The organism is Mitsuaria sp. BK041, assembly GCF_014193085.1.
Lineage (GTDB): Bacteria > Pseudomonadota > Gammaproteobacteria > Burkholderiales > Burkholderiaceae_C > Roseateles.
Map to the genome: position 1 here is coordinate 2881448 of NZ_JACHYT010000001.1, position 26038 is coordinate 2907485.

Sequence of the window (26038 nt, forward strand, 5' to 3'; positions counted from 1 at the left end):
GCGCCGCGTGTTATCGATTGGTGAGGGTAGGCATCGCCCTGCGCCCGGCGCGCCCCTGGGCGAAGCGACGTGCCCGGCCGCGAAGCGCCGCGCGGGGCGGACTTCGTTCCCTTCGCGCGTCGGCGCGCCGCTTCGCGATGCGTGCCATGACGGCTCCCGGTCCTTCCTAGATTGCGGTCATCCCAGACTTCAGCGCCGAACCGCCATGACTGCGACGACCGATGCCCTGCCCGCCTCCACCGCGTTCACCGTGGCCCTGGCGGCGATCACGGGCGAGCCGCCCATCGCGGCTGCGACAGCGATCGCGATCCGTCCGGCGCTGGACGGCGACCTCGCGGCCATCACCCGGATCTACAACGAGTCGCTGCCGCCATTGCCCACGCCGCTGCCTGGCGTCGATGCGCGCGCCGGCGGCCGGCCGGTGCTCGGCAGCTGCCTGGCGCAGTTGCCGGCCGACGGCCTCGCGAACTGGATGGCGTCGCATCGCGCCAATGGCCGGCCGCTGTGGGTCGCGCAGGCCGGCGTGGAGGTCGTGGGATGGCTGAGCCTGCTCGGCTTCGCCGACCGGCCCGCCTGCATGCCGGCGGCGGAGGTCGCGATCTACATCGCCAGCGGCTGGCGCGGATGCGGCGTCGGACGGCGCCTGCTGTCCCACGCGCGGATCGAGGCGCCGCTGTGGCACATCGACCGCCTGATGGCCTTCATCTGGCACGACAACGCGGCCAGCCTGACGCTGTTCCGCGCGCAGGGCTTCAGCGCCTGGGGACGCCTGCCGGGCATCGTGTGGGCGGACGCGAAGAGCCGGGACATGGTGATCCTCGGCCAGGTGCTGCAGGCGGGCTGAGGCCGGGCCGGACCGGGCTCTCGCGCTCAGCGCATCCGCTCACGCCGCGGCCGGCGCCGCGAGCTCGCGAGCGTCGCTTGCGTCCGCGTTCATGTCCTGTTCATCGTCCCGCGAGCGTTGCATTCATTCCCGCCACGGAGAATTTTTCGCACGCCGCCATCCACCGGCCACGGCGGCGCGGCGTCCGGTCTGGACGCCTGGCTTCTCCCATGAACACAAGGTTTCCATGACCGATCGCGCTTTCGCTCTCCCGACCCGCCCCGTCCTTGCCGCCGCGTCGCTCGCGGCGCTCCTGGCCGCCACCGCGATGCCGGTCCAGGCGCAGGATTCGCCCTGGCAGCTGCGCGTGCGCGCCGTGAAGATCGACCCGGCCGACAAGGACCGCACCGGGCTTGGCCTGTCGCTGAGCCAGAAGACGATTCCTGAAGTCGACATCAGCTACTTCCTCACGCGCAACATCGCGGCCGAGCTGGTGCTGACGGTGCCGCAGCGTCACACGCTCTACAGCGAGGGCACGCGCATCGGCAGCGTCAAGCAGCTGCCGCCGGCGCTGCTGGCGCAGTACCACTTCAACCCGGAAGGCAGCTTCCGTCCCTACCTCGGCGCCGGCCTGAACTACACGCTCTTCTCCGGCGTGAACTTCGATCCCGCGGTGCAGGCGGCGCTGCAGCCGAGCATCAAGACGCACAGCGTCGGCCTGGCCGCGCAGGCCGGCTTCGACTACATGCTGGACAAGCGCTGGTCGATCAACGTCGACGTGAAGAAGATCCAGATGTCGACGGACGTCCGGTCGGCCGGCGCGTCGGTGGGCAAGTTCAAGATCGATCCGCTGCTGGTGGGCGTGGGCGCGGGCTACCGGTTCTGATCGGCTCCGGTCTCACGGCGCTGCGGGGCCGGGCCTTGCCGGGCGGCCTCGCGGCGGCCCCTTGACCGGCACGCTGTCGCCGTACTCCGCCCACCAGGCCTGCAAGGCCGCCATCATCGGACCCAGCCCGCGCGCCTTCGGCGTGATCTCGTATTCGACGCGGGGCGGCACCTCGGCATGAACCGTCCGGGAGACCAGCCCGTCCGCTTCAAGCTCTCGAAGTTGAACGGTCAGCATGTGCTGCGTGATGCCGGGAATGGCCTTGCGGAGTTCGCCGAAACGATGCATGCGCTGGTTGAGCAGCCACATGATCTCCAGTTTCCATTTGCCCGAGAGCAGCGCGAATGCGCGCCGCATCTCCTCGTGCATGTTGACGCCGCTGCGGTCATTGGTCTGCATTTCCATACTGGCCCCGACGAATTCATCCTACTTGCGCGCTTGATGGCTGGCCGACATTCTCCCGGCTCCCGATTCACCCTGGAGAAGCTTTTGACCGCATCCACCGCTTACTGGATCAGCACGGCGCTGTTGTCCCTGCTCTACCTCAGCTCCGCGACGCTCTACCTGCTCAAGACCGCCTGGGTGAGGACCCAGCTGTCCGCGCTCGGTTATCCCGGCTACCTCGTGCCGCTGCTCATCGTGCTGAAGGTGCTGGCGGTCGTGGCCGTCCTGTCGCGCATCAACACGCCATTGAGCGACCTGGCCTATGCCGGCATGTTCTTTCATCTGCTGCTGGCGGCGATCGCGCATGCCGGTGCCGGCAAGCCGAAGGACGCACTGCCGGCCGCGATCGGCCTGATCCTGCTGGTCGCCTCATTCGCCACGCAGAACGTGGCTCGAGAGATTCCTTCTCCCCATGGCGACGTCCAGGCATGGACCCGGGCGGCCTCTCATTGATTCCGGCCCGCGCGCCTCGAATACGATGCGCCGTTCCTCCATCGGCAAAGACAAGCCCATGCGACGCGCCGGCATCACGATCATCTTCACCCTCGCCGCCACCACCCGTGCGGATGCCCTGGACCGCGAACGACGTCGCGGCGCGCAGACCCGGAACTCTCGCGCACAGGGCGGCCGGCCATGACCCCGATCCAGCAATGGCATGCCACCCGCAGCCTGCGCCTGCTGCTGCAGACGCTGCGCGACATGATGGTCTCGATGGGGCCGCTGCTTCTGCTCGGCGGCGGGTTGCTGATCGCGGCCTACTGGTGGCTGGACCCGCAGCCGCCACGCCAGGTGCGGCTGGCCACCGGCCCGGCCGGCAGCGCCTACGCCGGTTTCGGCGAGGGTTATGCGAAGGCGCTGGCGCGCGAGCGCATCCAGGTGGAGCTGATCGCCAGCGAAGGCGCGCAGGACGACCTGGCGCACTTGCGTGCGGGCACGGCCGATGTGGGCTTCGTCCGCGGTGGCATGGCCGATCCGGCGGCCGATACCGAGGCCGGCATCGTCTCGCTGGGCAGCCTGTTCTACGAGCCGATCTGGATCTTCTATCGCCGTGATCTCGGCATCGCGCGCCGCCAACCCGGCGGCGAATTGCAGCGCCTGACCCAGCTGCGGGGCCTGCGCGTCAACGTGGACCAAGACGGCAGCGGCGTGCCGCAGATCGTCGAGAAGCTGCTGGCGCTGAACCAGATGACACCGGCCGATCTGAGGCTGTCCAATCTCGCGCCTGACGCCGCCGGCGCTGCGTTGCGCGAGGGCCGGCTGGACGCCGCGGTGCTGATCTCGGCGCCGCAGGCGGGCCTCATCCGCGCGCTGCTGCGCGACCCGGCCATCGGGCTGATGGCCTTCGAGCAGAACGAAGCCTATTCGCGCCACCTGCCCTTCCTGTCTACCGTGACGCTGCCGCGCGGCGTGGTGGACCTGGCGGCCGACCTGCCGCCGCACGACGTGCCGCTGCTGGCGACCACCACCGCGCTGCTGGCGCGCGAGCAGACGCATCCGGCGCTGCGGCAGCTGTTCGCGCAGGCGGCGCTGGGGCAGCACAGCGGGGCGGGCTGGTTCAATGGCGCGCGCGACTTCCCCAACACCCGCACCAGCGAGTTGCCCGTCAGCGCCGAGGGCGACCGCGCGATCAACGGCACGCCGCCCGCGTGGGCGCGCTACCTGCCCTTCTGGGCCGGCAATCTGCTGGAACGCATGTGGCTGGTGGTCGGCGGCCTGCTGGTGCTGATGCTGCCGTTATCGCGCGTGGTGCCGCCGCTGTACACCTTCCGCGTGCGCTCGCGGGTGTTCCGCTGGTATGCGCGGCTGCGCGAGGTGGAGGCGAAGCTGGAAACCAGCACGGGCGAGCGGGAGGCTTTGCTCGATGAGCTGGATGAGCTGGACCGCGTCACGCATCGCATCGCGGTGCCGCTGTCGTATGCGGAAGAGCTTTACGCGCTGCGGAACAACATTTATGCGGTGAGAAAGCGCTTGCTGGCGCAGCGGTCGCGGCCGGCGGAGGCGGCGAGTGACTGATTGAGGAGCGGCGCGGCCGGCGGTGGCTTGTCTTTCCGTCATTCGGTCCGGTGCTGCGCATGCACGTGGCATTGGGGGGTGGAGCGCGAGTCCGATGCGGAGAGGGCTTTGAGAAGAGCTCTGTCGGAGTGGAGGACAGGTCAGCAGCGTTCTCGGACGGTCGGTGCTGTGCGTCGAGAGACCGGTCTTCAGCTCTTACCGGTCTTCCAGGCGCTATGAGAGATCATCCGAGAGACTCAGTGCCTTCAAGCACTACAAGTTGTGCCCCGCCATGATCGGGCAGGCCGGGAAGGCATGCTCCAGGATCAACGTGTGACTCCTAGCCCTGGTGACCCCGACGCGCAGAATCTTCCTGCTTCGCCAGTACGGCGGTTGGTCATCCCACCAAACGAACGAAGAGACCAGGCCCTGACCATTGTGCCGACCCTCGCGGATCACGATTACACCGTCGAATTGTTTGCCCTTTGACTTGTGAATGGTCATAACCTGCACTCCGGGCGGATCGTCCACGCCCCCGAGTATCTGGTCCTGTGCCAGCGCGATATCGAGCGCTTCACGCGCGCCGGTGTATCGGCCGTCTCTAGCCCAGATCGCTCCGAGTCCGGCACCAATCCGCCGGCCGCGATTGAAGGCAACCAGGTAGTCAAGGCTCTTGGCTGCGGCGAGCAGTTCCGGATCACCGGTATCTCGTAGCAGTCGCTTCACCAGAGACCAGTCCTTCGCAGGGTCTCCGGTGAACGGCGTCTCTCGCACCGCATCGATCACGCCTGCTACGGCCTGGACGAACCCTGCGCGGGGCTCGCGTCCTTCGCGAACACGCGCAGCCCAAAGCCGCCACTGAGCTGCGGCGGCAAGCCCAGCTGCCGCCTTCGAAGTCGCGAGGAGTTCAAGACCAAGCGAGATGTCATCGCGACGCGAGGCCTCGGACTTCGGCTCCAGCAGGAAGGCCGCGAAACGGGCTGTCAGCATTGCCTCGGCTTCATCGAAGGCAAGCTTGTGCCGTACCGGCTTGGGTTCGGCATTCAGGGCCGCAGATACCTTCGCCGCCGAGGCACCAGAGTGCGTCAGGATCGCAACGTTGCGGCCGTAGCGGCCGGTAGCAGCCCTGATTGATCGCTGCAGGATGCCAAGTGCCATCCTCAATGCCGTCTTCTGTGGCCTGCGCCGTGGGTCGTACCCGAATGACGAGACACCTGCATATGGTGCCCCTCGGACCCTACCCGTGAGGATGTCCTGGCCGAAAATCGCGATCTCGGTGCCGCCGCTGCGATGGTTCTGCGCGCCTAGATTGATTTCCAACGGAGCCAGTGTCTGTCGGATGGCTTCGACTCGCTCTGGGCCAATGCCAGGCAGGTGGTCGAAGATTTGCTGGTCAAGGTCAGCGAGACAGACGATCTGGGCAGAAGCGGACAGCAGGTCAATACACCGCCAGGCATGAGCATCCGTGTCCTGCGCCTCGTCCACGATGATCAGTGGGTGGCGTTGCGTGATCAGTCTGCGGATGTGCTGGCTCTGGGTCAACAGAGCCTCCGCATTTCGGGCGAAGAGATCGAAGGCGATGCGCCCGTCTTGCCGAAACATCTCCTCGCGTCTAGCGAGCCACGCGCGCCAGTCTGCGTTCTGCTCATTCCGTTCGCGAGGTCTGATGGACCCGAACTGCACCTGCTCGTCTTGAGGCAACAGGATTCGCAGCTTTCGTGGAGCGCCAAGCAGATAGGCGTGTGCCGACAGCAGCATCCAGAAGAACGAATGGAAGGTCTGCACGTTCAGCTGGCTGCGCTGAGCCCTGGGGACCTCCTGCTTCATTGCCTCGCCCAACCGCGCGACGGCTGCCCGCGAGAAGCTGAGGAACATCACCGACTGCCCGGGATCGAGGCCGGCGTTAATCCTAACTACAGCCTTCTTCAGCGCAATCGTGGTCTTGCCGCTGCCTGGACCGCCGAGCACAAGGGCATGCCCTTGGCATTCGAGCAGGCTTTGCCTCAACTCGCAGATTTCCACGGCAATCACCTCTTCAGGCTGGGGCGCCGGGCTCAGCTGGAGGCTCGGCCTCGGCAGGTTCGGCTACCGCCGCCACCTCGATAGGCTTCGGAAAGGCCGCATAGATGGGCGTCAGAAACCCGGTCACCGTAACTGGCAGTTCGTGGACCGCGCACCCTTCGAGCAACCTTGCAGCCCAACCTGCGCCCTTGTGCCCTTTTAGGGCGGACTTCACCAGCTCGCGCACCGCATCATCGGCTGGTCGTGCCGCAGGGATTGCGAAGTTGCCGCAGTCGCCGGTCTCACGCAAATCGTCGAGGAACGCCCATTGCCGATCGACGGGCACCTCCGTGACCACGAGCGCCTCGAATCCAGCGTACTGGTGCTCGCAGTCGATGTCGTAGGCGTCGACCAGTTCCTGCTTCTTCTGAGGTGAACGCGCAGCGAGGTCGTAGAAGCCGAAGGTCCTAAGGCCCAGGCTCTTGAAGAAATTGCCGAACTTGGGCATCTGGCCCTCGGATTCGGCATCGAAGAAGGCGACGCCTGCAATGTCTAGCGGCTGCAGGTCCTCGTCTGATTCCTCCATCTTCCGCGCGACGACGGGCAAGGCGTTGAACTCGGTCAGCCCCTCGACGACGATCGCACCTTTGCCGAGCATGCACTCGGTTAAGCCTCGGCGTGCGTACCTGCGGAAGTCGTTGCCCTTCAGACCAGAGGAATCCGAGACGCGCTTGCCGACCACGCTGGAGTCAGGACCGCGAGACAGAAGGAGTGTCTGCTCGGGTTCGAACCGCTCGATGACAAACGGCGAGTGGGAAGTGGCGAAAGCCTGCGTGGTCTTGTGCAACAGGTAGTCGGCGATGCGTCGCTGTGTGTGCGGCGGCAGGGCGATCTCCGGCTCCTCCATCGCAAAGATGACAGAGGACGGCTTCAGCTCGGCGATGAACGACAGCAGTGCCAGCACCAGGACGTTGAGTGTGCCTGTACCGACCTGCTGGAAGGGAACGGGCTGCTGATCCTGCGAGATGGCAAGGAAGAAGGCCATCGTCTTGCGCAGGTGCTCCCGCGTGAGTTGCGAGACGTGTAGCTTCGTCGTCCGCCCCGGAACGTCAGTGGCGATGTACTTGCCGAGCCGGGACTCGATCGACTGTAGGACTGGCTGCAGGTGCGTGGCATCACGTTCGATGTCCAGACCGCGCAAGCGCTCGATCGCCTTCTCCCAGAGCCCGGCACGCGTACCCCTAAGCCGCAAGATGACATCCAGCAGGGAGCCTCGCTCCAGACTAAGTGCCCGAGACCCGGTTCGAACGGCGCGGAGGTAGATGAAGCCAAACAGGCGCTTGATGTCCTTGCCAACCCGATCCAACTCACCGGGCTCGGCGTTCGGGCTGTGAGTGAAGTAGGTCTGTGCCTCGAATTCGTCTTCCTCCGGGTTGTAATTGGCCCGGGTCTCCAGGCGAAGACAACTGACGACCAAAGGAGGATTGGCCTCTGCCACCTCGCCTGGACCGAGCACGCGGCGTTCAACGGTGTTCCAGAACTCCAGGTGCTGTCCACAGCGGTTCTCGACCTCGGCGTTGATGTCGATCAGCACAACAGCGACCTGGATCGGGACCGGCGTCGGCTCGCCGCCTTCTTCTGCCGGAGGCTGAAGGTAGTTGGCATTGTGGAAGTCGAACTCCTCGACCGGCGGGAACCGTGAGACTCGGTCGGGTCCGAGCACGAGGTCGAGCGCCTCGCAGATCGTGCTCTTGCCGACGTTGTTCGGGCCTACGAGCAGTGTGTGGCCATCGAACTGGAGGTCCGCAGACTTGATGCTGCGGAAGTTCGTGATGCTGAGCTGGACGACCTTCATGGTTCTTCGACTCCCATTGATTCACATTGTGTCGCGAACGGATATGCCGAGATTCGTGAAGCATCAACGGGAAAACCCGCTCAATCAAGGTCGATCTGCGACAGGCCCGACTGGCGGATCAGGGGGCGTTGCCGGTCAAGCTGTTTCGGTCAGTCGACTGCTTTAGGCCACAGCGGTCACTGGAAGTCCCATGGTCCAACGTCCGAGACCAGCCTGAAGCCGCAGTTCTCGACAGCCCAACAGACGGCCGGGCGACCTTGCGTCGTGCCGCCGCCGTCAGATCTCGCGGCGGAACACTCGGTTGCCGTATCTCCGACCTTCGATCACGTGGACCGTCTCGCCGATGTCGGCGTAGCCGCGCGCGGCGTAGAAGTCGCGTGCGCGTTGATTGCCGTCCCACGCTGTCAACCACAGCGCGGGCAAACCCATGGCCCTGGCGACGTCCTCCGCCGCGGCCAGCAGACGCTGTCCCACCTTCACACGCTGGAAGGCGGGCTGCACGTACAGACGGACCAGCTCAGCGCCGGCGCTCGTGGTGCCGGGGCATGGCGTAGCGAAGGCATCGACCTCCGCGAATCCGATGAGCGCCGTGTCGATCTCCGCGAGCACGAAATGACAGCCCGGGCGATTGATCCGCTCCTGGAAGGCTTCGGACGAGTATTCGCGGAAGACCTCACGGGCGAGATCGGGGCGAATGCCTTGCGTCGCGTACGTGTCGAGAAAGACCTGAATGGCCAGCGCTGCAATCGTCGTGGCATCTTGCAGCGTCCCCGGCCGCAGGTGAGACAGTTGGTGCATGCGCGGGAATATAAGGCCGCTCTGACCGACTTGCTGCGGTCATGGCGAGACGAGGGAAGTCTGTTCAAGGCTGGGGAGCAGACGTGCCAAATGTCTTGAAGCGCAGCTCGTACTGAAATGCAAACCAGCCGACGATTGAGAGTCAAGAATGTCGAGGTCGATCGCTTTGGCTGCGATCCGTCATACCGTTTTTCTCCTTTGCATGCCTCGTTCCCTACAGGTCACCGACACCACCGTCGTTATCCGCCCCGCGACGACGACGATGTGGTTGTGGTTGTTCGTGTTCGCGACCGGCTTGAGCTGGATGTTCTGGAAGTTCACGTTCTACGACACCAGTCCGAAGGCGCTCTTGCTCCTGTTGTTTCCTTCGATGATGTTGTTCGCAGTGCTTGTGGACTTCGTCCAGACGCGCGCATTCGTCACGACCATCGATCGGGCTCGCAATCTCGTATTGATCGAGCGTCTGCCACGATTCGGTCTGTCGGCGAAGCAGCAGAAGTTTGTGCTGTCCGACTTCGCTGCCGTCGAGTCGCATTCGGTTGCGGTCGGTCGCTCGCTGGCGTGCCGGGTGTCCCTGGTCACGCCCGGATTGCGATCGCTGGTGCTGCTGAATGGCAGCGGCGGCTACGGCGCCAAGTCGTTCTGGCGCGCGCCGATGCCCGCTGAAACGGAAGAAGCAGCATCTGTGCGAGTCGCTGTGGCGAAGGTCTCGGGACTGACGGACATGGGGTATCGAGGAACGATCGGGCTGAGCGTGGTGGCGTATGAGCCGATCGACGCGTAGGAATGCCGATCCAAGATGCCCGCTGTCCTTTCTAGCCTGCTGCTGATCTGAAAGCTGCTTCGATGCAGAACCACACACCCCGTCGTTTAGAGTCCCCCGCCCAACACTTCAACAATCACCTCACATGTCCGCCCTGACGTCCTCAGCCCATTGACCTGAGACAGATGGCCGACACCCGCGAGTGGGCCGATGACACATCGCGTTCACGGCGCTCGACTTCTCGCCGGCCATGCATGAACTTGCAGCGGAGCGAGTCGGCGCGGAGAGCTCCCGCATCCGCTTCATCGAGAAGAGCTTCCGCGCCCCCGCGTGAGGAGCCGGCAAGGCGGCGGCGAAGGAGGCTGGCAGCCAGTTCGCCAAGGAGGTCGGCGGAGAGATCATCAAGGACAGGCTGCCGTGACAGTCATGGCGGCGAGTCTGCGCAGACTCCCCGCGAAATATCGACGTGCGTGTCTTCTTTCTCATCCACCGTGCAAATGGCGGGCGGATGGCAATTCACAGACAGATACATGGATCTTCTCCGGATCGTCACGCTGCGGTGACGACCACCGGCGTGGACTCCTGTTTAATGGATGCTCCGCATTGATCTGTCGACATGAAACACAAAAGAATCTTCACAGTGCTTGCGCTGAGTACTGCCACGGTCGCCGCATTTGGAGAAACCTACTATGTCGCGCCAAATGGAAGCGATACCGCGGCGGGATCTCGCGATGCGCCATGGGCTTCGATGGCGTACGCGCAGATCAGGGCGCAACCCGGTGACACCGTGTATTTTCGTGGCGGCACCTATGCCTATCACAAGGGCACCACTTCGTGCCAAGACGCCTACGACACTGTGAGCGGGATCGATCTCAAGAAGAGTGGCGCCCCGCAGCAGCCGATCCGCTACTGGGCTTATCCCGGCGAAACCCCGGTTTTCGATTTCGAAGGCATTCGGGACAACTGCCGGGTCAAGGGATTCAACGTGACGGCCGATTGGGTTCATCTGAAAGGGATCGAAGTCACGCATGTCCGGCAGAACAACAACCTGAACCACGAGTCCTGGGGGATCTGGATCCACGGCAGTCACAACATCTTCGAGCGGCTCGACATCCATCACAACATGGGCCCGGGCCTCTTCATCAAGGATGGCGGCGACAACCTCGTCCTGAATACCGACTCGCATCACAACTACGACCCCCTGACCTCCAATGGAGCGGGTCAAAGCGCGGACGGCTTTGGCGCCCACATTTCCGCCAATCATCCCGGGAATATCTTTCGAGGCTGCCGCGCCTGGTTGAATTCGGATGATGGTTTCGACCTCATCAACGCCTACTCCTCGGTGACGATCGAGAACTCCTGGGCTTGGCTGCAGGGCTACGTGCCAGATACCATGAAGCCGGCCCGGTACGGCAATGGCAATGGTTTCAAGGCCGGCGGATATGGAGGCGTCTATGTACCCAACGCGGTGAAGCACACGGTCCGCTTCTCGGTCGCCTTCAACAATCGGGCCTCGGGTTTCTACGCCAACCACCATCCGGTGGCCAATGACTTCTTCAACAACACGAGTTACGGCAACTACGCCGACTTCAATATGCTGGGGATCGATGCGAGCGGCGCGGCGATCAATCTGGGGAACCTGCGCAACAACATCGCCTATACGGGGACCTTGGTGTCGAATGTGTCGGGCGCCAATGACGCCCACAACTCCTGGAATCTGCGCGAGATCATGTCGGATGCCCAGTTCGAAGATGTCTCCACCACGGGATGGGATGCGCCGCGACAAGCTGACGGCAGCCTGCCGCGGCTGAATCATCTGCATCTGACGTCGCACAGCACCTTGATCAACAAGGGCACGGACGTCGGCCTGCCCTACAAGGGGACCGCGCCCGACCTCGGCGCCTTCGAGCGCCATTGATGCCCAACAGCGACCTCCCGCAGGAGGTCCGGACTTGCGAGTCCACAAGTCACGCGCCGGCCGATCAGCTACTCGCGTTCAGCCCGCTTGCGTCGAGCCGCCGGCACGCGCGATGGCGGAGCGAGCGACGCCAGAATTTCCTTCCGGCAGGCGGTCAGGATCTCATCTGCCAACGGCGATTCGTCCGGACAGGCGCGTGACATGACGATCGCGCCCACGACGTGCGCCAGCAGATCAAGCCCTTTTGCGCGGGCCTGCTTGGCATCCGCTGATTCGAGCGTGGTGCCGTCGCGGTTCAGCGCCGCCAGGATGTCTTCAATGCCGTCGGCAAACGCGGCTCGCACCGCATCCGACTGACGCGCCGCATCGCCGCCGAGTGCGGCCATGGTGCACCCCTGCGCTCGATCGCCCCGATGCTCGCGCGATACGTAGGCCTTGACGAAGTCCGCCGCCGACATCCCTTCCGACAGCTCCACGGTCTGCGCGATGCCGCAGGCGGCCGACTCCGCCATCAATTCGGCCTTGGATTGGAACTGCTTGTAGAAGCCGCCATGCGTGAAGCCCGCCGCGGCCATCAAGTCGACAACGCCGACCCCGTCGTAACCCCGCTCCCGAAACAGCGTGGAGGCGGTGCGGACCACATGCTCCCGATTGGCTTGCGCTTGCGCTTTGGTGACCTTCATGGCTCGCTCGTGCGTGGATGCGTGAATGGCCGCAACTATAAATAGATGCCGACCATAATCAAATCATTGACTTTTTGGATGACGAACATCATCATTGAGGTCGGTTGCTTCATCGCCCCCACACCCCTCCCCCGGAGACACCATGTTCACCCGCTCGAGAATCAGACTAGGCCTCCTTGCGCTTTCCGCTGTGCTGCTGACGGCGTGCGCCTCGGTCGACAGACCTTCCTCAGCCGCGAGCGGCGCCTCCACCGGCGCCTTGTCTCAGAAGACAACCTGGCAGAACGTGCCGACGCGGGTCGTCTCCGCGGATGGCGTGGACTTCGCCTACCGCGAGCTCGGCCAGCAGAACGGCGGCACGCCGGTCGTCTTCCTTGCCCACCTGGCCGCCGTGCTCGACAACTGGGATCCCCGCGTGGTGGACGGCATCGCCGCGAAGCATCACGTGGTCGCGTTCGACAACCGCGGGGTGGGTGCCAGCACCGGCTCGCCGGCCAACACCATCGAGCAGATGGCGGACGATGCGATCAGCTTCATCAAGGCCAAGGGCTTCAAGCAGGTCGACCTCTTCGGGTTCTCGATGGGCGGGATGATCGCCCAGGAGATCGCGCTGAAGGAGCCGCGGCTCGTTCGCAAGCTGATCCTGACGGGCACTGGTCCGGCGGGCGGTCCCGGCATCAGCGAGGTGGCCGGCGTAGCGAATTACGACCTCCTGCGGGCGACCCTCACGGGTCAGGATCCGAAGCAGTACCTCTTCTTCACCCGCACGCCGAAGGGCATCGAGGCGGGCAAGGCCTTCCTGGCGCGTCTGCAGGAGCGCACCGAGAACCGTGACAAGGGGATCGCCGCGGGTGCGTACGTCGCGCAATTGCAGGCCCTCAGCGCGTGGGGGAAGAAGCCTGCTGCGGACCTGTCGCTGGTCAGGCAACCGGCGCTTGTGGCCAACGGCGACGACGACCGGATGGTGCCGACGATCAACACGTACGACTTGGCCAAGCGTCTGCCCAACAGCGAACTGACCGTCTACCCCGATGCGGGCCACGGCGGAATTTTTCAGTACCACGAGGACTTCGTGGCCAAGGCCCTGGCGTTCCTCGCCAGATGAGCGCCTGATCGCTCGTTTCGCCACGCATAAGGAAAACCATGAAAGCTTTTGTCCTCGAGCGCTATGGAAAGCGCAGCGCGCTCGTACCGACCGAGATGCCGCAGCCCGCGCTGCGGGACGACGAGGTCTTGATCGAGGTCCATGCGGCCAGCGTGAACGTGCTGGACTCCAAGATCCGGGATGGCGAGTTCAAGTTGATCCTGCCCTATCGCCTGCCGCTGGTGCTCGGACATGACGTCGCGGGCGTGGTGATCAAGACGGGACCGCATGTCCGGCTCTTCAAGCCTGGCGACGAGGTCTACGCGCGCGTGGACGACTTCAGGATCGGCACCTTCGCGCAATTCGTGCCGGTGAAGGAGACGTCTCTCGCCCTCAAGCCCGGGAACCTCTCCATGGAAGAAGCAGCGTCGATTCCGCTGGTGGGATTGACGGCCTGGCAGGCGCTGGTCGAACGGGCTGGCTTGAAGCGCGGGCAGAAGGTCTTCATCCAGGCGGGATCAGGTGGCGTGGGCACCTTCGCGATCCAACTGGCCAAGCATCTCGGAGCGACGGTCGCGACCACGACCGGCACGAGCAACGTCGCCCTCGTGAAGGGGCTGGGCGCCGACGTGGTCATCGACTACAAGCAGCAGGACTTCGACGGCATCCTGCGTGACTACGACGTCGTGCTCAACAGCCAGGATGGCGACACGCTCAAGAAGTCCCTTGGCGTGCTCAAGCGCGGCGGGCAAGTGGTCTCGATCTCCGGTCCGCCCGATCCCGAGTTCGGCAAGACGATCGGAGCCCCTGGCTTCGTGCGGCTGATCATGCGTCTGCTGAGCTCGGGCATCCGCCGCAAGGCGACCAGCCAAGGCAAGCGGTTCTCCTTCCTCTTCATGAAGGCAGACGGCGGCCAGTTGCGGGAGATCACGCGGCTCATCGACGCCGGCGCGATCCGGCCGGTGATCGATCGGGTCTTCCCGTTCGAGTCGACCAACGAAGCGCTCGAGTACGTCAAGTCGGGCCGAGCCAAGGGCAAGGTCGTGATCAAGGTCAAGCAGGCGCGTTGACGGTTCCAGGGGTTGTCGTGCGACACCCGTCGCACGCAACTCATTCACCCCAGACGGAAACGTCTGGGGTTCTTTTCACAACTGCGCGCCCGAATCGGCGGATGCGTTCGTCGTGTTCAGGGGCCCTACCCGATCCGATAAAGCCCCGCCCCATGCGCCGGCAAGGTCTGCGCGAACCGCCCTGAGGCCTCGCCCAGCGGGCGTCGCGCCCACAGGTCACGCACCGGCTGCGCGCCTTCCAGCGCCAGCTCCCGCAACGCGACGCCAACCTCTCGCGCCTTGTCACCGGGATTGAAAAGCGCCACGTAACGCCCCTTCCCATCCGCCGGCCGCGCCGACCAGATCCGCACGCCGTCCTCGACGAAATGCGGCCGGTTGTCCGAGCTCGCCTGGTCCACGGCCAGCACCTCCGGATTGGTGAGCAGCTGCAGCGTCGCCTCGTCCAGATGGCGTAGATCCCCGCCCATGATCAGCGGCGACCGCGTGATCGCCCACAGCGTCATCAGCGTGCGCTGCTCATCGGCGGTGAACTTCGTATCCCGCTCGCCCAGCGCCAGGCGCCCCAGCGGCAGCATGTCGGGATCCGGCCAGGCGCCCGGCCGGCGCCACGGGTTCCAGTTCTCGAGCCGCGTGAACTGGGCCTCCAGCATCTTCCAGTCGTCCCAGAAGTCGTCCGAGATGCGCCACATCTGCGCGTACTGGCGGACGTGCTCGCCGCGGATCACCGGCGTCTCGCCCGGCGACAGGCTCAGCACCATCGGCCGCTTCGTGCGCACGATCGCGCGATGCGCCGCTTCGATCTCGGGCGCATGCGCGTCGTAGGGACGGCTCATGTCGTCCATCTTGATGAAGCCGACGCCCCACGACGCATAGAGCGCGAAGACGCTGTCGTAATACGCCTGCGCGCCCGGCTTGCGCATGTCCACGCCGTACATGTCGGGATTCCACGAGCAGACGCTCGACGTGTCGGCGATGTCGGCGGCCCGGTACGACGTGCCCAGGATCGGCAGGTTGCGCTTGACCGCGAGCCGCGGAATCCCGCGCATCAGATGGATGCCGAACTTCAAGCCCATCGCGTGGACATCCGCCGCCAGCGGCCCGAAGCCGCGGCCGCCGGCGCTCGACGGAAAGCGGTTCACCGCCGGGATCAGCCGGCCGTTCCCATCCATCGCGGGCTCGGGATTGTCGCTGTACGTGTAGCTCGACGCCGTCGGCTCGTACCACTGGATGTCGATGGTGAAGATGTCGTAGCCGGCAGGCCGCAGCTTGTCCGCCATGATCAGCGCGGTCTCGCGCGCCTGCGCCTCATTGATGGTGGTGGCGAAGCTGTTCCAGCTGTTCCAGCCCATCGGCGGCGTGGGCGCCAGCACGCGCTGCGCCGACCTTTGCGCGGTGGGCGACGCCTGCGCCTGCAAGGTCGAGGCCGCGGCACCGGCCATTCCCGCCATGCCGGTGCGGATCATTGCGCGACGACTGAGCATTCCTGTCTCCGTGATTCGTTCTTCTGACGCCGTCGCCGCGCCCTCACGCGTGAATCCGCGTCGGGCGGCCGCGACAGCGCGGCGGAAGGTATCACGGGCCATCGAAGCACCGACCTGCGGCTGCGATCACAAGTTGTCGCCGATCGATATCGAGATCGACATCCCGGGTCGCAACCGCCGGTGGCCCCCGGTTGAACCGCTGGTGGCAGGCGCTGCTGAGGCCCCCGGATCGCCGAAGTCATGGGCCAGACGTCCGTGCCTGGCCCACGATCGGCGACGCGGGTCGCTCAGCGCTGCGCCGCTGCCAGTTGCTCCTGCGCCTGCGCGTTGACCACCTCCAGACGATTGGTCTTGATCTTCGCGTCGCCGGCGGGAATGTCCTTGGCCGACGAATCGAACCACGGCTTGATGGCCGTGTGGATGCCGATGGCGCCGCCGATGGCCATCGCCACGCGCTGATCGGCCTGCGCGAGCGGCCGCGCCACCGCGGCCGTCACCGTCGAGATCACGCCGAGCGCCGTCGTCGCCTTGACCATCTCGCCCGCGCGATTCAGCACGCTCGCGCCGATGTTCGACAGCGTATGGCCCGCCACGCTCAACGTGCTGCGCGGTGGCGCGCCCTCGACGGTCGGTTGCGGGTCCATCAGCGGACCGGCCTTGAAGGCCGCGCCGATCGCGTTCAGCGGCGTCGTCACGACGCTCGCGACGGCCGACACGACCTGGCCGGCCTTCGCCGCGGTGGACAACGGCGGCGCCTGCGTCGTCGCCGGGCCGCCGGACTCGATGTCGCCTGCCGCCGCCGATGTCGACGGCGTGGACGTCGACGGCGCCGGGGCCGTCGCGTTCATGTGCTTGGCGAAGAACAGCGGGACCTCGTTGCCCTTCTTCATCAGGTCCTGCAGCGCCTGCGCGCCATCGGTGCGACCCGAGGCCACCAGCTCGCTCAGTTGCGCCGCGTCCGGCACCTTGACGGTCGCCACCGACTGGCGCACGCCCATCACCGCGCCGATGACGCCACCGGCGGTGGCGGACACGCCCAGGCCGAAGCCCACCTGCCCCGCCACGCCCAGCGGCGTGGTGCCGAGCGCCGCCGCCCGCGCGGCGGTGACCGCGTCGAACGCGACCTGCCCCAGCGTGACGTTGCTGTCGCTGCTGATGTTGGTGATCTCGGCCTGCTGGACCTTCACCGACGCCCGCAGCTGGTCCCCGGATCCGGGCAGCAGCGTGTTCATGTCCTTCACGACCTGGTCGGGCACGACGGCCTTGTCGTCGATCGGCGCGAACTGCCGCGGCATCAGGTTGATCACCGGAGCCACCACGGTCTGGCCCAGCAGGTTGCCGGCGGCGCCGGCGGTGGAGCCCATGAACAGCTGCGTGACGGTCGACACGACCATGGACTTCAGCGACGGCGGGCCCGAGGGGGCGGCGCCCGGGGCCGGCGCGCTGTTGTCGAAGACGGCGCCCGATTGCGGCCGCCCCTGCTCGGCGCGCGCCGCGGCATCGCCCGCCGCGAGGCCGCTGTTGCGCCCGACACCGAAGGCCATCGACGTGCCCGCGAGACCCACGCGCATGATCGAGGTCGCGAGCGGCTGCAGGCGGTCCATCCATTGCGCCGACCCCTGGCCGTACTTGATGGCCTCCTGATGCGCCTTGATCTGGTTGTCGCCAGCCTGCCCACGGTCCTCGGGCGCCAGCTTGGCCGGATCCAGCTCGGCCCGCAGCGCGTTCTGCAGAGGCTGGCTGGAGACGGGCTTCTGGGAGAACTGCTTCACCGCCTTGACGCCGGTCTTGATCACGGCGCCCACCGTCGACAGCGTCGGCATGGCGGCGTCCTTGATCTTCGACCCGGTGGTGTGGGTCACGCTCGTGTTGGCCGCAGCCTCCACGACCTGCGGCAGGCCGACCCGGCCCGCCAGCTGGCTGGCGCCTTCGCCAGCCGATTCCAGGCCGCTTCGGACACGCCGGCGCAGGCCCTGCGGCTGCTGCAGCTCCTCCTGGCGCGGCGGCTCCAGCGGCGTGGTGGGGTTGGAGCTGGTGCTGCCGGTGACCAGCGGCGCCGGGCTCTGCGACGGACTCTGGATCTTGCTCATGCTCATGTCATTGCTCCTTCGGCGTGGCGGCGTCCTGCAGCAGCAGCGCCAGCTGGCGGGCGGTGAGCATGTCCTGCACCAGACTTTCCGAGGACGCGGTCTCCGCGTCGACGACGCGATGCAGGGCCAGCATGCCGTCGGGGTCGCTGCCGATGGTCATCCCGTGCACCGCGAGCAGCCCCGGCGCCTGGGCCAGCAGCGCGATCAACGCGGCCGGCGGCATCTCGCCCAGACGCAGCCCCAGCGTGACCGACACCACCAGCTTGCTCTCCTGCGCCGACGCCAGCGCGACCGGCGACAGCAGCACCGCCTCGCCATCGAGCACCAGGCCGCCATCGCGCGCCGCCTGCTCCGCCGCGTCGGCGTCCATGCCGAGCGCGCGGGCGGCGGCGCGGGTCAGTCCGTGCACGTGCGCCAGCAGCGGACCGACATGGGCCGGCAAGGCGGCGCTGAGGTCGGAGGTCGGGGCCGAGGTGTCGAGGGGCGTGGTCATGGGTTCATCTCCTGGTGGCTGAATGGCGCATCGCTGGCGCCGCGCGGCGTCGACCGAGGCGTCGGACGGCCCCGGGAACCCGCAGGTCGCGGGAAGCCTGGACCGTGCGCCGGGCGGCTGGAATGCTCATCGACGAGGCTAGTGCCGGGACGGAACGCGATGCGGTCCAGGCACGAAGCGGCATGCCGATGCGCGAAGCGCCGCGGACCGCGATGGCACCGGGTCGCCACCCCTTCGGTCCGAAGGGGCCGGCTTCGCATCACCTGCGCGGGCGCGCGGGCGCCTCGCGATGCTTCGGTCACCACGCATAGATGGAGACAACGGCCATGCCGAACCGCCCGCTCACGTCACTGGTCTCGACGCTCGCGCGCGCCGGCACCTCCCTGCTGAATCCGGCCGGCGCGGCCGCGACGGCCGCCGCGAACGCGACGACCACGACCGCGCCGGTCGCGACGCCCGGCAGCCAGTCGTTCTCCGCGCTCGCCACCCGGCCGTCCACCGCGTCGGCGCAGCTCGCACCGCGGCGTGAACTGTCCACCTTGCCACCGGGCGCCGACGTCGCCGGCAGCACGGCGGCGCTGGACGCGCTCGCGCTCAAGGGCGTGATGCGCGATGGCGACGCGTGGCGCACCGCCTGGCGCGAGCTGCAGCAGCTCCCCGCCGGTGAATGGGCGCCGGCGCTGCAGCAGCTGGAGCGGCTCGAGCAGAAGACCGCCCTCGCCTTGCGCGGTTGGGAGGCGCAGGACCAGAAGTCGCCGCTGTCGCCCGAACAGCGCGACCACATCGTGGCCTTGCAGGACCTGCTCTGGGGCGTCCGCGATGGGCAGGCGCTGCTCGCCGCCGCGAGCGCCGGGGGACCGGTGACGCCGATGCAGCTGGCGCGGCAATTCGGCCTGAGCCCGGATGCGGCCTCGCACAGCCCCGTGGCGGAAGGCGCCGCGCCGCTGGAACTGCCCGAGCGGATGGCGCTCAGCCTCTACAGCGTCAACAGCCAGGTGCAGATGCTGCGCGAGCCGGTGTTGAGCCGCGCCTTCCACGCGATCAACGCCGCGCTGCGTCATGACCAGCCCGAGATGCAATGGGCGCTGCAAGGCCTGACGCAGCCGCTGCTCAGCGGCCTGGCGCGTCTGCCCGCGGTGCAGGAACCGGTGATGCGCGGCCTGTGGCTGCCCGGGCCGGATGCGCTGGCCGCGGTGGCGGACCGCATGCAGCCGGGCGCCACGGTCGACACGAAGGAGATCCTCACCGGCAGCCGCGAGGCGCCTTATCCGGGGCAGGTCGTCTTCACGATGACACCGCTGGCGGAAGGCACGAAGGCGCGCGACACGTCGGCCTTCAGCTATGCCGAGGAACAGCGGGAGGCGGCGTTCGCGCCCGGCGCGCGCTTCGCGGTCGCGTCCGCGGAGGTGTTCGAGCCGGGGCGCAAGGGAGAGGCGAAGCTGGACCTGTCCGATGCGCTGACCGCGTCCTCCGGCCGGTCCTGGCAGGCGCTGCGCGACCAGCCGCTGCTGAAGGTGGCGCTGCAGGAGCTGCCGCCGGCCGATCGATCGTGAGGGGTGGCGGGGCTTTCACTCGCGCGCGGGAGCCGCCCTCCCCCCGCCCTCTCCCGCAAGTGGGAGAGGGAGTCTCCTGGCACCGAGCGATGAACCACGTCCGCCTTCGAGCACTGGCAGCGTTCAAGGATCTGGCAGTTCGCCACACCGCTGGGTCGCGGCCCGAGTTACTCCTTCTCCCGCGGTGCGGGAGAGGGTTGGGGTGAGGGTCGTCGCAGCATCAGCTCCTCGGCCTTGGGCTTCACCACCTCGTTGAACACCTGCTTGCCGGTTTCCTTGACCGCCGCCTTCGCGGCCGTCTTCCCGACCACGCTGGCACTCGCGGTGACTGCCTTACCCGCCCCGGGCGCGGTCAGCACGCTCAGCGCATTGCTGCCGAAGCTCTTGCCCGCATTGGCCGCGGCCTTCTTCACATCGCCCCCGTCGATCGCCGTGCGACCGACATCCAGGCCACCGGCCACCGCGTTCGACACCATCGAGCCGACCGCCGCCACCTGGCTCACCAGCGGAATCTTCAGCGCCGCGATCGCCCCCAAGGTCGTCGAGCCGATCTTCTCGAAGATCGACAACCCCTTCATCACCCCCGTCACGACGCGCCGCAACTTGCCGCCCTTCTCCGTGCGCGGATCGGGCTGGTTCCAGCGGCCATCGACCATCTCGCGCACCGCCGCCGGATCGCGCCAGGGAAAGGGTCGCACGGGCGGCTCGATGTCCACCTCGCCATCAGCCGGCCGCTCCGCGCGCCGCTCCACGGCGGGCGGCGCCACCGGCGGCGGACCCTCGGTCCGATCGACGCGCTCCAGAAACCGGCGCAGGTCGTTGCGCCCGATCCGGCCATCGTCCGAGGAGCGCCAGGCGTTGCTCTTGTGCCCCCGCTCGGCGTTGTCGAGCAGCCCGAACAGCACCGGATCGCCCAGCAGCACCAGCGCCGCCTCGGTGTGCGCGCGCGGCCGCTGCGGGTCCTCGGCGATGCGGCGCAGCTTGTCGCGGTCGAACAGCCGGCCGTCGAAGAAATCATCGGCATGGCGCTCGATCGTGCGCACCGCGCGGCGCTCCTCGGGCCGCAGCCGGATGTGGCCGGCCAGCGCGTCGGCGAGCGCGGCGCGCGGGATCGCCTCGTCCTGTGGCCGCCCGGTGATGCACTCCCATTCCTCGGGATGGCTCGCCAGGTAACGCGCCGCGGCGATCACCTGCGGCGGCCGCCGGTCCATCGGCAGCGTGCCGTCGACCAGCTCCCGCAGCGTCTCCAGCGAGGTGGTCTTCGGCAGGTAATCGGAATACTTGTAGAGCTCACGCGCCGCGTCGTGACGGGTCATCTCCCGCACCGTCCCGCCGCCATCGGACGGCAGGTAGTTGTGGCGGAAGCTCTCCGCGCGGCGGCGGTTGTAGCGGATCAGCTCGGTGGACTCCGCGACCGTGTGCAGGTCGGTCCTGCCGATGCGGCCATCGGTGCGCCCATTGCTCGCGCTGTCCAGGCCATCCTTCAGTTCCTCGTCCGACAGCACCGTGCGCAGCGCGCGACCGAGCTCCGGCGCGGTGCGCGGATCGTCGGCGATGCGCTGCAGGTCCGGGACGGACTTGGGCTTCTCGAACAGGCGTTCGTTGCGTTGCAGCGTGGACACCGCCTGCAGGCGATTCATCGGCACCGGCACCGGATCGGAGAACTCCGGCGCCGGCGCCGGGCTCGCGCTGTCCGGCTCATCGCCGGACCGTCGCAGCGAGAGGGTCACCGCGGCATCCAGCCGCTGCCGCCACTCCGGCGACAACCCCGGCCCATGCTCCGACACCGGCTCCGGCACCGCGCCGAAGTTCGGCGGCAAGGGCATGGCGGGCAGTCCCTGGTTCGCGATCGACGGGGGCATGAAGGTCTCCAGAAGCTGACGTCATTGGGGCGGGCGGCCGGGCGCCCGATCGATGCATGGTCCCGGGCCGCGTCATCGCGCTTTCGCGATGGGCCGAAGCGCCGGGCGGGCAGACGAAGCGGCCCGCGCGGCGACCGGGCGTGTTTCGCATCGACGGTCGCGGCTTCGCGCGCTCCCCGCGCTGGTGCCCGTTCGCACCGAACCTGGGCGTTTCAACAACAACACCAGGAAGGCCCCCATGTCCTCGGACACCTCGATCACCCGCAGCCCCGCGACCCTGTTGCCGCCCGGCGCCTCCACCAGCTCGCAGCCGTCGACGCCGGAGCCCGCCGCCCTCCCCCAGCCCGCGGCGGAGTCCTCGACCTTCACCGGCCTGCGCCGTCGCCGACAGCCCCAGGGGGACATCGAGACCGGCGACCTGCGCGGCGGCGACGGGTCCATCGGCGTGTCCACCGCCGTGGCGCCGCAACTGCGGTGGCGCCAGGTGCCCTATGGCTCGGAGAAGCACCACCCCCTCACGACCACGGTCACGGTGCCCGGCTATCAGGTGAAGAACCACCTGTCGGCGGGCGGGCCGCCCGGCGAGATGCCGCTGGCGCCGAAGTTCCCGTCGCTGGAGGCGGACCGGTTCGACTTCTCCGTGCCCGCCGGACGCGACGCGCAGCTGAAGACCGCGGCGAGCCTGCTGGAGACGCCGGCGCTCGACCGGTGGCTGGGCGCGGAAGCCGCTGCGGCGCCGCTCGCCGACGCTCCCTCCGGGTCGGCCGGGGCCGCGCTGCTGAAGGTGGCGGGCGACGCGACCCGGACCGCGGCCGGCGTGGCCGTCGCGGCGGTGCAGTCGGTGGGCCTCTGGGCTCGCGCCACGCCCACGCTGTCCGACATGGCGCCCGCCGAGGCCCGCGCCGCGGCCGCTGCGGGGGCACCGCGCCTCGACACCCGCGTGAATGAGCAGAAGGCCTTGATCGCCTTGGCTGGAGCCCAGTACGCGGCGCGCGGCATCGAGGTCGAGGTCGACAAGTCCGTGTTGTGCCTGCAGGCCGCCGCCGAGGACAAGGGCCCCGCCTTGCGCGACTTCGTCGACGGCTTCAAGCCGCTGCTCCATGCGCTGCACGGGTTGCCCGGGGAGGCGTCCGGCCCGCAGCGCGATGCCGCCCGGCAGGCGGTGGACGCCCACAAGGCGATGCTGCCCGCCCTGGATCTGCCGGGGGACGTCGCGCCCTTGCTGGGCCGTGTGCTCGACAAGCTCGACCGCGCCTGGGCCGGCGAGGCCCAGGCGCTGCATCGCCACGCGACGGCCCTGAGCGAGCTCCATGCGCTGCAGGACCGGCAGACCGGCGTGGTGCTCGGGCGGGCCGCCGCCATCGATTCCTCCCTGGGCGAAACGCTGGGATCGGTGGCCGATCGGCTCCGCGCGCGGCCCGCCAAGGAGGACCAGTTGCCGCGCGACATGGCGCTCGAGAACATCTTCAGCGCCAGCGTCGTCGCCTTCGGCCAGCGGGGCGAGACGGACCGCCTCGCCCTGGACGGCCCGCAGGGACAACAGGCGGCGCAGGCGCTGCAGACGCTCGGAACGCTGGACATCCGGCGGCTCGCCGATGCGGCGGCATCGCCCGAATCGCGCTCGCCCGCGGAGTCCGCCGCCGTCGCGCTGGCACGGGAGGTCGCCGTGCTGCCGCGCGGCATCGAGATGCTGTCCGCGCTGATGGCGCCGCCGGCGCCTGGCGCGCCCAAGCTGGACAAGGAAGCGGTCGCCCGTCGCGACGCCGCCTTGCGCGTGCTGTTCTCGGCCGACGCCACGCTCGATTCGTCCGGCGCGCCGGCTGCCGCCACCGGCATTCCCGCGCAGGCGCGCACCGCCGCCGCGGCCGTGCTGCAGACCTCGGACTTCAAGCTGGACGGGCTGGATACCGACCTCCGGCGCGCGTTCAATGCGGTGCGCAACGCCTTCTTCGACGAGGGGCCGGGCAGCTCGCTGCAGAAGGCCGACGACTACCTGAAGGGGCTGACGACCGACATGCTGTCCAGCGTGTCGCGCGAGAACGGCGTGATGGGCGCGCTCGCGCGGGCCCTGCCCATCGGCGGCGCCACGGCACTGAACCCGTCGGCCGTGGGCTCGGCGACCCGCACGCTGGCGCAGGCCGGCCTGATCACCGGCACCCAGGAGGCGGTCGACGCCATGAGGACCGCCATCGACACGCTGCGCGGCAACGACACGGCGCTACCGGCGGAACGCGCGCTCAAGACGCTGGCGCGGGCGCTGGACGCCGCCGTGCCGGACGGGGCGCCGGAGCAGATCGTCAACGCCGCGATCGCCGAGGTCCAGGTCCCGGAGCGCTTCGGTCTGGATGAACGCACGCTGGCGCAGCATCCGGCGCTGTCCAGGATGTGGGAGAGCTATGCCGCTGGCCAGGTAACGCCCGCGGAAGCGACCCACCAGCTGGCGCGCATCGCCGCCGCCGACCTGACCGAGGCCAAGGAGCCCGTTGCGGCCAAGGCGGTGGGCGCGTTCCGCAAGACGCTGGACCGCGCCGTCGGCTCCGCGATCTGGAACCGCGGCCAGATCGACGACAAGCAGCAGCTGCTGGACGGCCTGATCTCGATCGGCCGGCTGATGTCGCTGCGGGACAAGTTCAAGTTCAGCGGCGGCAACAGCTACGGCTTCGACACCTCCAAGGTGCAGCTGGGCTTGAGCCAGGCCGGCATGCCCGATCCGATGTCCTTGACCCTGCGGCTGGCCGCGGCGGGCAAGTACCAGCACGACCTGGTGATGGAGATCGGCATGACGACGCAGGCCTACTACCTCACCGTCGGCACGCAGAGCACGGTGGGCGCCAAGCTCGGCGGCGGGGTCGGCATGTCGCTGAAGCAGGACTTCGACCTGGTGTCGGCCGGCATGCGCATGGCGGACCTGACCGCCACCGGCAGCTACGAGAACCAGTGGCAGAACGGCCTGCTGGCCCGCGTGCCGCGCGACAAGACGACCGAGGCGACGAACCAGCGCGAGTTCGAGGACATGCTGCGCAGCGCGGTGCTGTGGCAGGAGAAGGGCCATGCCGGTCCCGTCGACGCGATCCTGTCGACCGTCGACGCGGCCTCGCTCAACCTGCTGGGCCAGTACAACCGCGAATCCAAACGGGGCGAGCTCGCGGGCAACGTCCTCAGTCCGCAGCTGGCCATTTCCCGGCCCGTGCCGGGGCAGCCGCAGGAGGCGGCGGCGCCGGTCGCTGGCACGGCGGCCGCGCCCGGGCCCGCCGCGGTGCCGGACGACACGGCGCAGGTCGCGCAGGCGCGCGGGGCCTGGCTGCAGGGCCGCAGCCAGGGCGAGGTGCGCCAGACCGTGGCCGAGGAGGCCTCGGGCCATTACCGCTACCAGGAGGTGAAGGCCGGCGTGCGGACCCTGCGGCAGACCGGCGCGGCGGCCAGCCTCAGCGTGCGGCTGAAGGACCTGGGCGACGGCAGGACCGTCAATGCGGGCGACGTGGCCGGCGCCAGCCGGAGCGCGGACCGGGTCGGTGGCGTCGAGGTGACCAAGCGGCTCGTCACGATGGACGGCGTGACGGCGCCGATGCGCAGCCGTCGCGTGAGCGAGTTCCTCGACCTGCCGCGCTTCGAGCAGGCCGCGGAGGGCGACCGGGCGCGCTGGATCAACCACGGCAACACGTACACGAAGTTCCCCAGCGACTTCAAGCCGGCGCCGGAGGACTTCCGCCTCCGGCAGCAGGCGTCGGAGGCCGACTTCAAGCAGTTCTTCCAGGATGCGGCGGTGCTGGACAACCAGTTCAAGCAGTACCTGGTGGTGGACTGCCTGCAGGTGCCGGCCGCGGCGGCGGTCGACGGCTACGACGCGAGCATCGCGCTGGCCCGCAAGCTCGGCCAGCACGAGGAAGCGGCGGCCATGCACGCCGAGCGCGAGGCCTTCCTCGCGGACGAGTCGACCTGGCAGCCGCGGCGGCTGGTGATCAACAACGTGTTCAACACCGCCAACCAGCCGGGCGTGTCGCTGCTCGGCCTGGAGATGCGCGTCTCCGACAACTCGGAAGGCGCGCACAACGACGTGCTGTTCCCGCGCGGTTGAGGGAGGCGGCCTGCGCAGGCCGCTCGCCCTCACCCCCGCCCTCTCCCGCAAGCGGGAGAGGGAGCAATACCGGCTTCGCGCCCGATCGCATCGCTTCGCCTCGCCCCGCGGCGGCGATGGATCCGGCCTCTAGATTGACCCCTGTCGCAGCGGCCGCGCTGCTCCTG

General features: G+C 67.9%; 19 protein-coding genes. 10 read left to right on the top strand and 9 right to left on the bottom strand.

Annotation, left to right across the window (positions count from 1 at the left end):
• Positions 1-205 precede the first annotated feature (205 nt).
• Both FHT38_RS12150 and FHT38_RS12155 read left to right on the top strand, forming a co-directional pair.
• Positions 206-844, top strand: coding sequence for a GNAT family N-acetyltransferase (locus tag FHT38_RS12150; protein WP_183491919.1), 639 nt, complete (start codon positions 206-208; stop codon positions 842-844).
• A gap of 226 nt (positions 845-1070) precedes the next feature.
• Positions 1071-1709, top strand: a complete 639-nt coding sequence (locus FHT38_RS12155; protein ID WP_183491920.1) for an OmpW family protein — start codon at positions 1071-1073, stop codon at positions 1707-1709.
• A 12-nt stretch (positions 1710-1721) separates the two neighbouring features.
• Here FHT38_RS12155 and FHT38_RS12160 read toward each other — a convergent pair whose 3' ends face one another.
• On the bottom strand, positions 1722-2114 hold the full coding sequence (locus tag FHT38_RS12160) for a helix-turn-helix domain-containing protein (RefSeq protein ID WP_183491921.1): 393 nt from the start codon (positions 2112-2114) through the stop codon (positions 1722-1724).
• Positions 2115-2198: 84 nt separating this feature from the next.
• Here FHT38_RS12160 and FHT38_RS12165 point away from each other — a divergent pair, with 84 nt between their 5' ends.
• Complete coding sequence (locus FHT38_RS12165) at positions 2199-2606, top strand: DoxX family protein (RefSeq protein ID WP_221213763.1); 408 nt, start codon at positions 2199-2201, stop codon at positions 2604-2606.
• Positions 2607-2786: 180 nt separating this feature from the next.
• Positions 2787-4166, top strand: a complete 1380-nt coding sequence (locus FHT38_RS12170) for a TAXI family TRAP transporter solute-binding subunit (protein WP_183491923.1) — start codon at positions 2787-2789, stop codon at positions 4164-4166.
• 252 nt (positions 4167-4418) lie between these two features.
• Here FHT38_RS12170 and FHT38_RS12175 read toward each other — a convergent pair whose 3' ends face one another.
• From FHT38_RS12175 to FHT38_RS12185, 3 genes are all read right to left on the bottom strand, one after another.
• Positions 4419-6176, bottom strand: a complete 1758-nt coding sequence (locus FHT38_RS12175; RefSeq protein ID WP_310737372.1) for a UvrD-helicase domain-containing protein — start codon at positions 6174-6176, stop codon at positions 4419-4421.
• 4 nt (positions 6177-6180) lie between these two features.
• Positions 6181-8001 carry an ATP-dependent endonuclease gene (locus tag FHT38_RS12180; RefSeq protein ID WP_183491924.1) on the bottom strand — a complete coding sequence of 607 codons (1821 nt, stop codon included), beginning with the start codon at positions 7999-8001 and terminating at the stop codon, positions 6181-6183.
• A 276-nt stretch (positions 8002-8277) separates the two neighbouring features.
• The gene (locus tag FHT38_RS12185) at positions 8278-8799 is read right to left on the bottom strand and encodes a GNAT family N-acetyltransferase (protein WP_183491925.1); all 522 of its coding nucleotides are present in this window, start codon (positions 8797-8799) and stop codon (positions 8278-8280) included.
• Between the two features lie 148 nt (positions 8800-8947).
• Between FHT38_RS12185 and FHT38_RS12190 the strand changes: the two genes are divergently transcribed.
• On the top strand, positions 8948-9583 hold the full coding sequence (locus FHT38_RS12190) for a hypothetical protein (RefSeq protein WP_183491926.1): 636 nt from the start codon (positions 8948-8950) through the stop codon (positions 9581-9583).
• Between the two features lie 595 nt (positions 9584-10178).
• A complete protein-coding gene (locus tag FHT38_RS12195) occupies positions 10179-11480 on the top strand; it encodes a right-handed parallel beta-helix repeat-containing protein (RefSeq protein WP_183491927.1) in 1302 nt (433 codons plus the stop codon).
• A gap of 68 nt (positions 11481-11548) precedes the next feature.
• On the opposite strand, the gene FHT38_RS12200 is transcribed toward FHT38_RS12195, so the two are convergent.
• Positions 11549-12163, bottom strand: a complete 615-nt coding sequence (locus FHT38_RS12200; RefSeq protein WP_183491928.1) for a TetR/AcrR family transcriptional regulator — start codon at positions 12161-12163, stop codon at positions 11549-11551.
• Positions 12164-12305: 142 nt separating this feature from the next.
• Here FHT38_RS12200 and FHT38_RS12205 point away from each other — a divergent pair, with 142 nt between their 5' ends.
• Positions 12306-13268, top strand: a complete 963-nt coding sequence (locus tag FHT38_RS12205; RefSeq protein WP_183491929.1) for an alpha/beta fold hydrolase — start codon at positions 12306-12308, stop codon at positions 13266-13268.
• 38 nt (positions 13269-13306) lie between these two features.
• Positions 13307-14317: an NADP-dependent oxidoreductase gene (locus tag FHT38_RS12210; RefSeq protein WP_183491930.1), complete on the top strand. Its 1011-nt coding sequence runs from the start codon at positions 13307-13309 to the stop codon at positions 14315-14317.
• Between the two features lie 125 nt (positions 14318-14442).
• On the opposite strand, the gene FHT38_RS12215 is transcribed toward FHT38_RS12210, so the two are convergent.
• The 3 genes from FHT38_RS12215 to FHT38_RS12225 form a co-directional block, all read right to left on the bottom strand.
• Positions 14443-15798, bottom strand: a complete 1356-nt coding sequence (locus FHT38_RS12215; protein ID WP_183491931.1) for a glycoside hydrolase family 27 protein — start codon at positions 15796-15798, stop codon at positions 14443-14445.
• 287 nt (positions 15799-16085) lie between these two features.
• Complete coding sequence (locus FHT38_RS12220) at positions 16086-17894, bottom strand: type III effector protein (protein ID WP_221213764.1); 1809 nt, start codon at positions 17892-17894, stop codon at positions 16086-16088.
• 1 nt (position 17895) lies between these two features.
• On the bottom strand, positions 17896-18381 hold the full coding sequence (locus tag FHT38_RS12225) for a type III effector protein chaperone (protein WP_183491932.1): 486 nt from the start codon (positions 18379-18381) through the stop codon (positions 17896-17898).
• Between the two features lie 326 nt (positions 18382-18707).
• On the opposite strand from FHT38_RS12225, the gene FHT38_RS12230 reads away from it, so the two are divergent.
• Positions 18708-19934, top strand: coding sequence for a hypothetical protein (locus FHT38_RS12230; RefSeq protein ID WP_183491933.1), 1227 nt, complete (start codon positions 18708-18710; stop codon positions 19932-19934).
• Between the two features lie 167 nt (positions 19935-20101).
• Here FHT38_RS12230 and FHT38_RS12235 read toward each other — a convergent pair whose 3' ends face one another.
• Positions 20102-21796, bottom strand: coding sequence for an HrpF/NolX family T3SS translocon protein (locus tag FHT38_RS12235; protein ID WP_183491934.1), 1695 nt, complete (start codon positions 21794-21796; stop codon positions 20102-20104).
• Positions 21797-22034: 238 nt separating this feature from the next.
• On the opposite strand from FHT38_RS12235, the gene FHT38_RS12240 reads away from it, so the two are divergent.
• On the top strand, positions 22035-25871 hold the full coding sequence (locus tag FHT38_RS12240; protein WP_183491935.1) for a hypothetical protein: 3837 nt from the start codon (positions 22035-22037) through the stop codon (positions 25869-25871).
• Positions 25872-26038 lie beyond the last annotated feature (167 nt).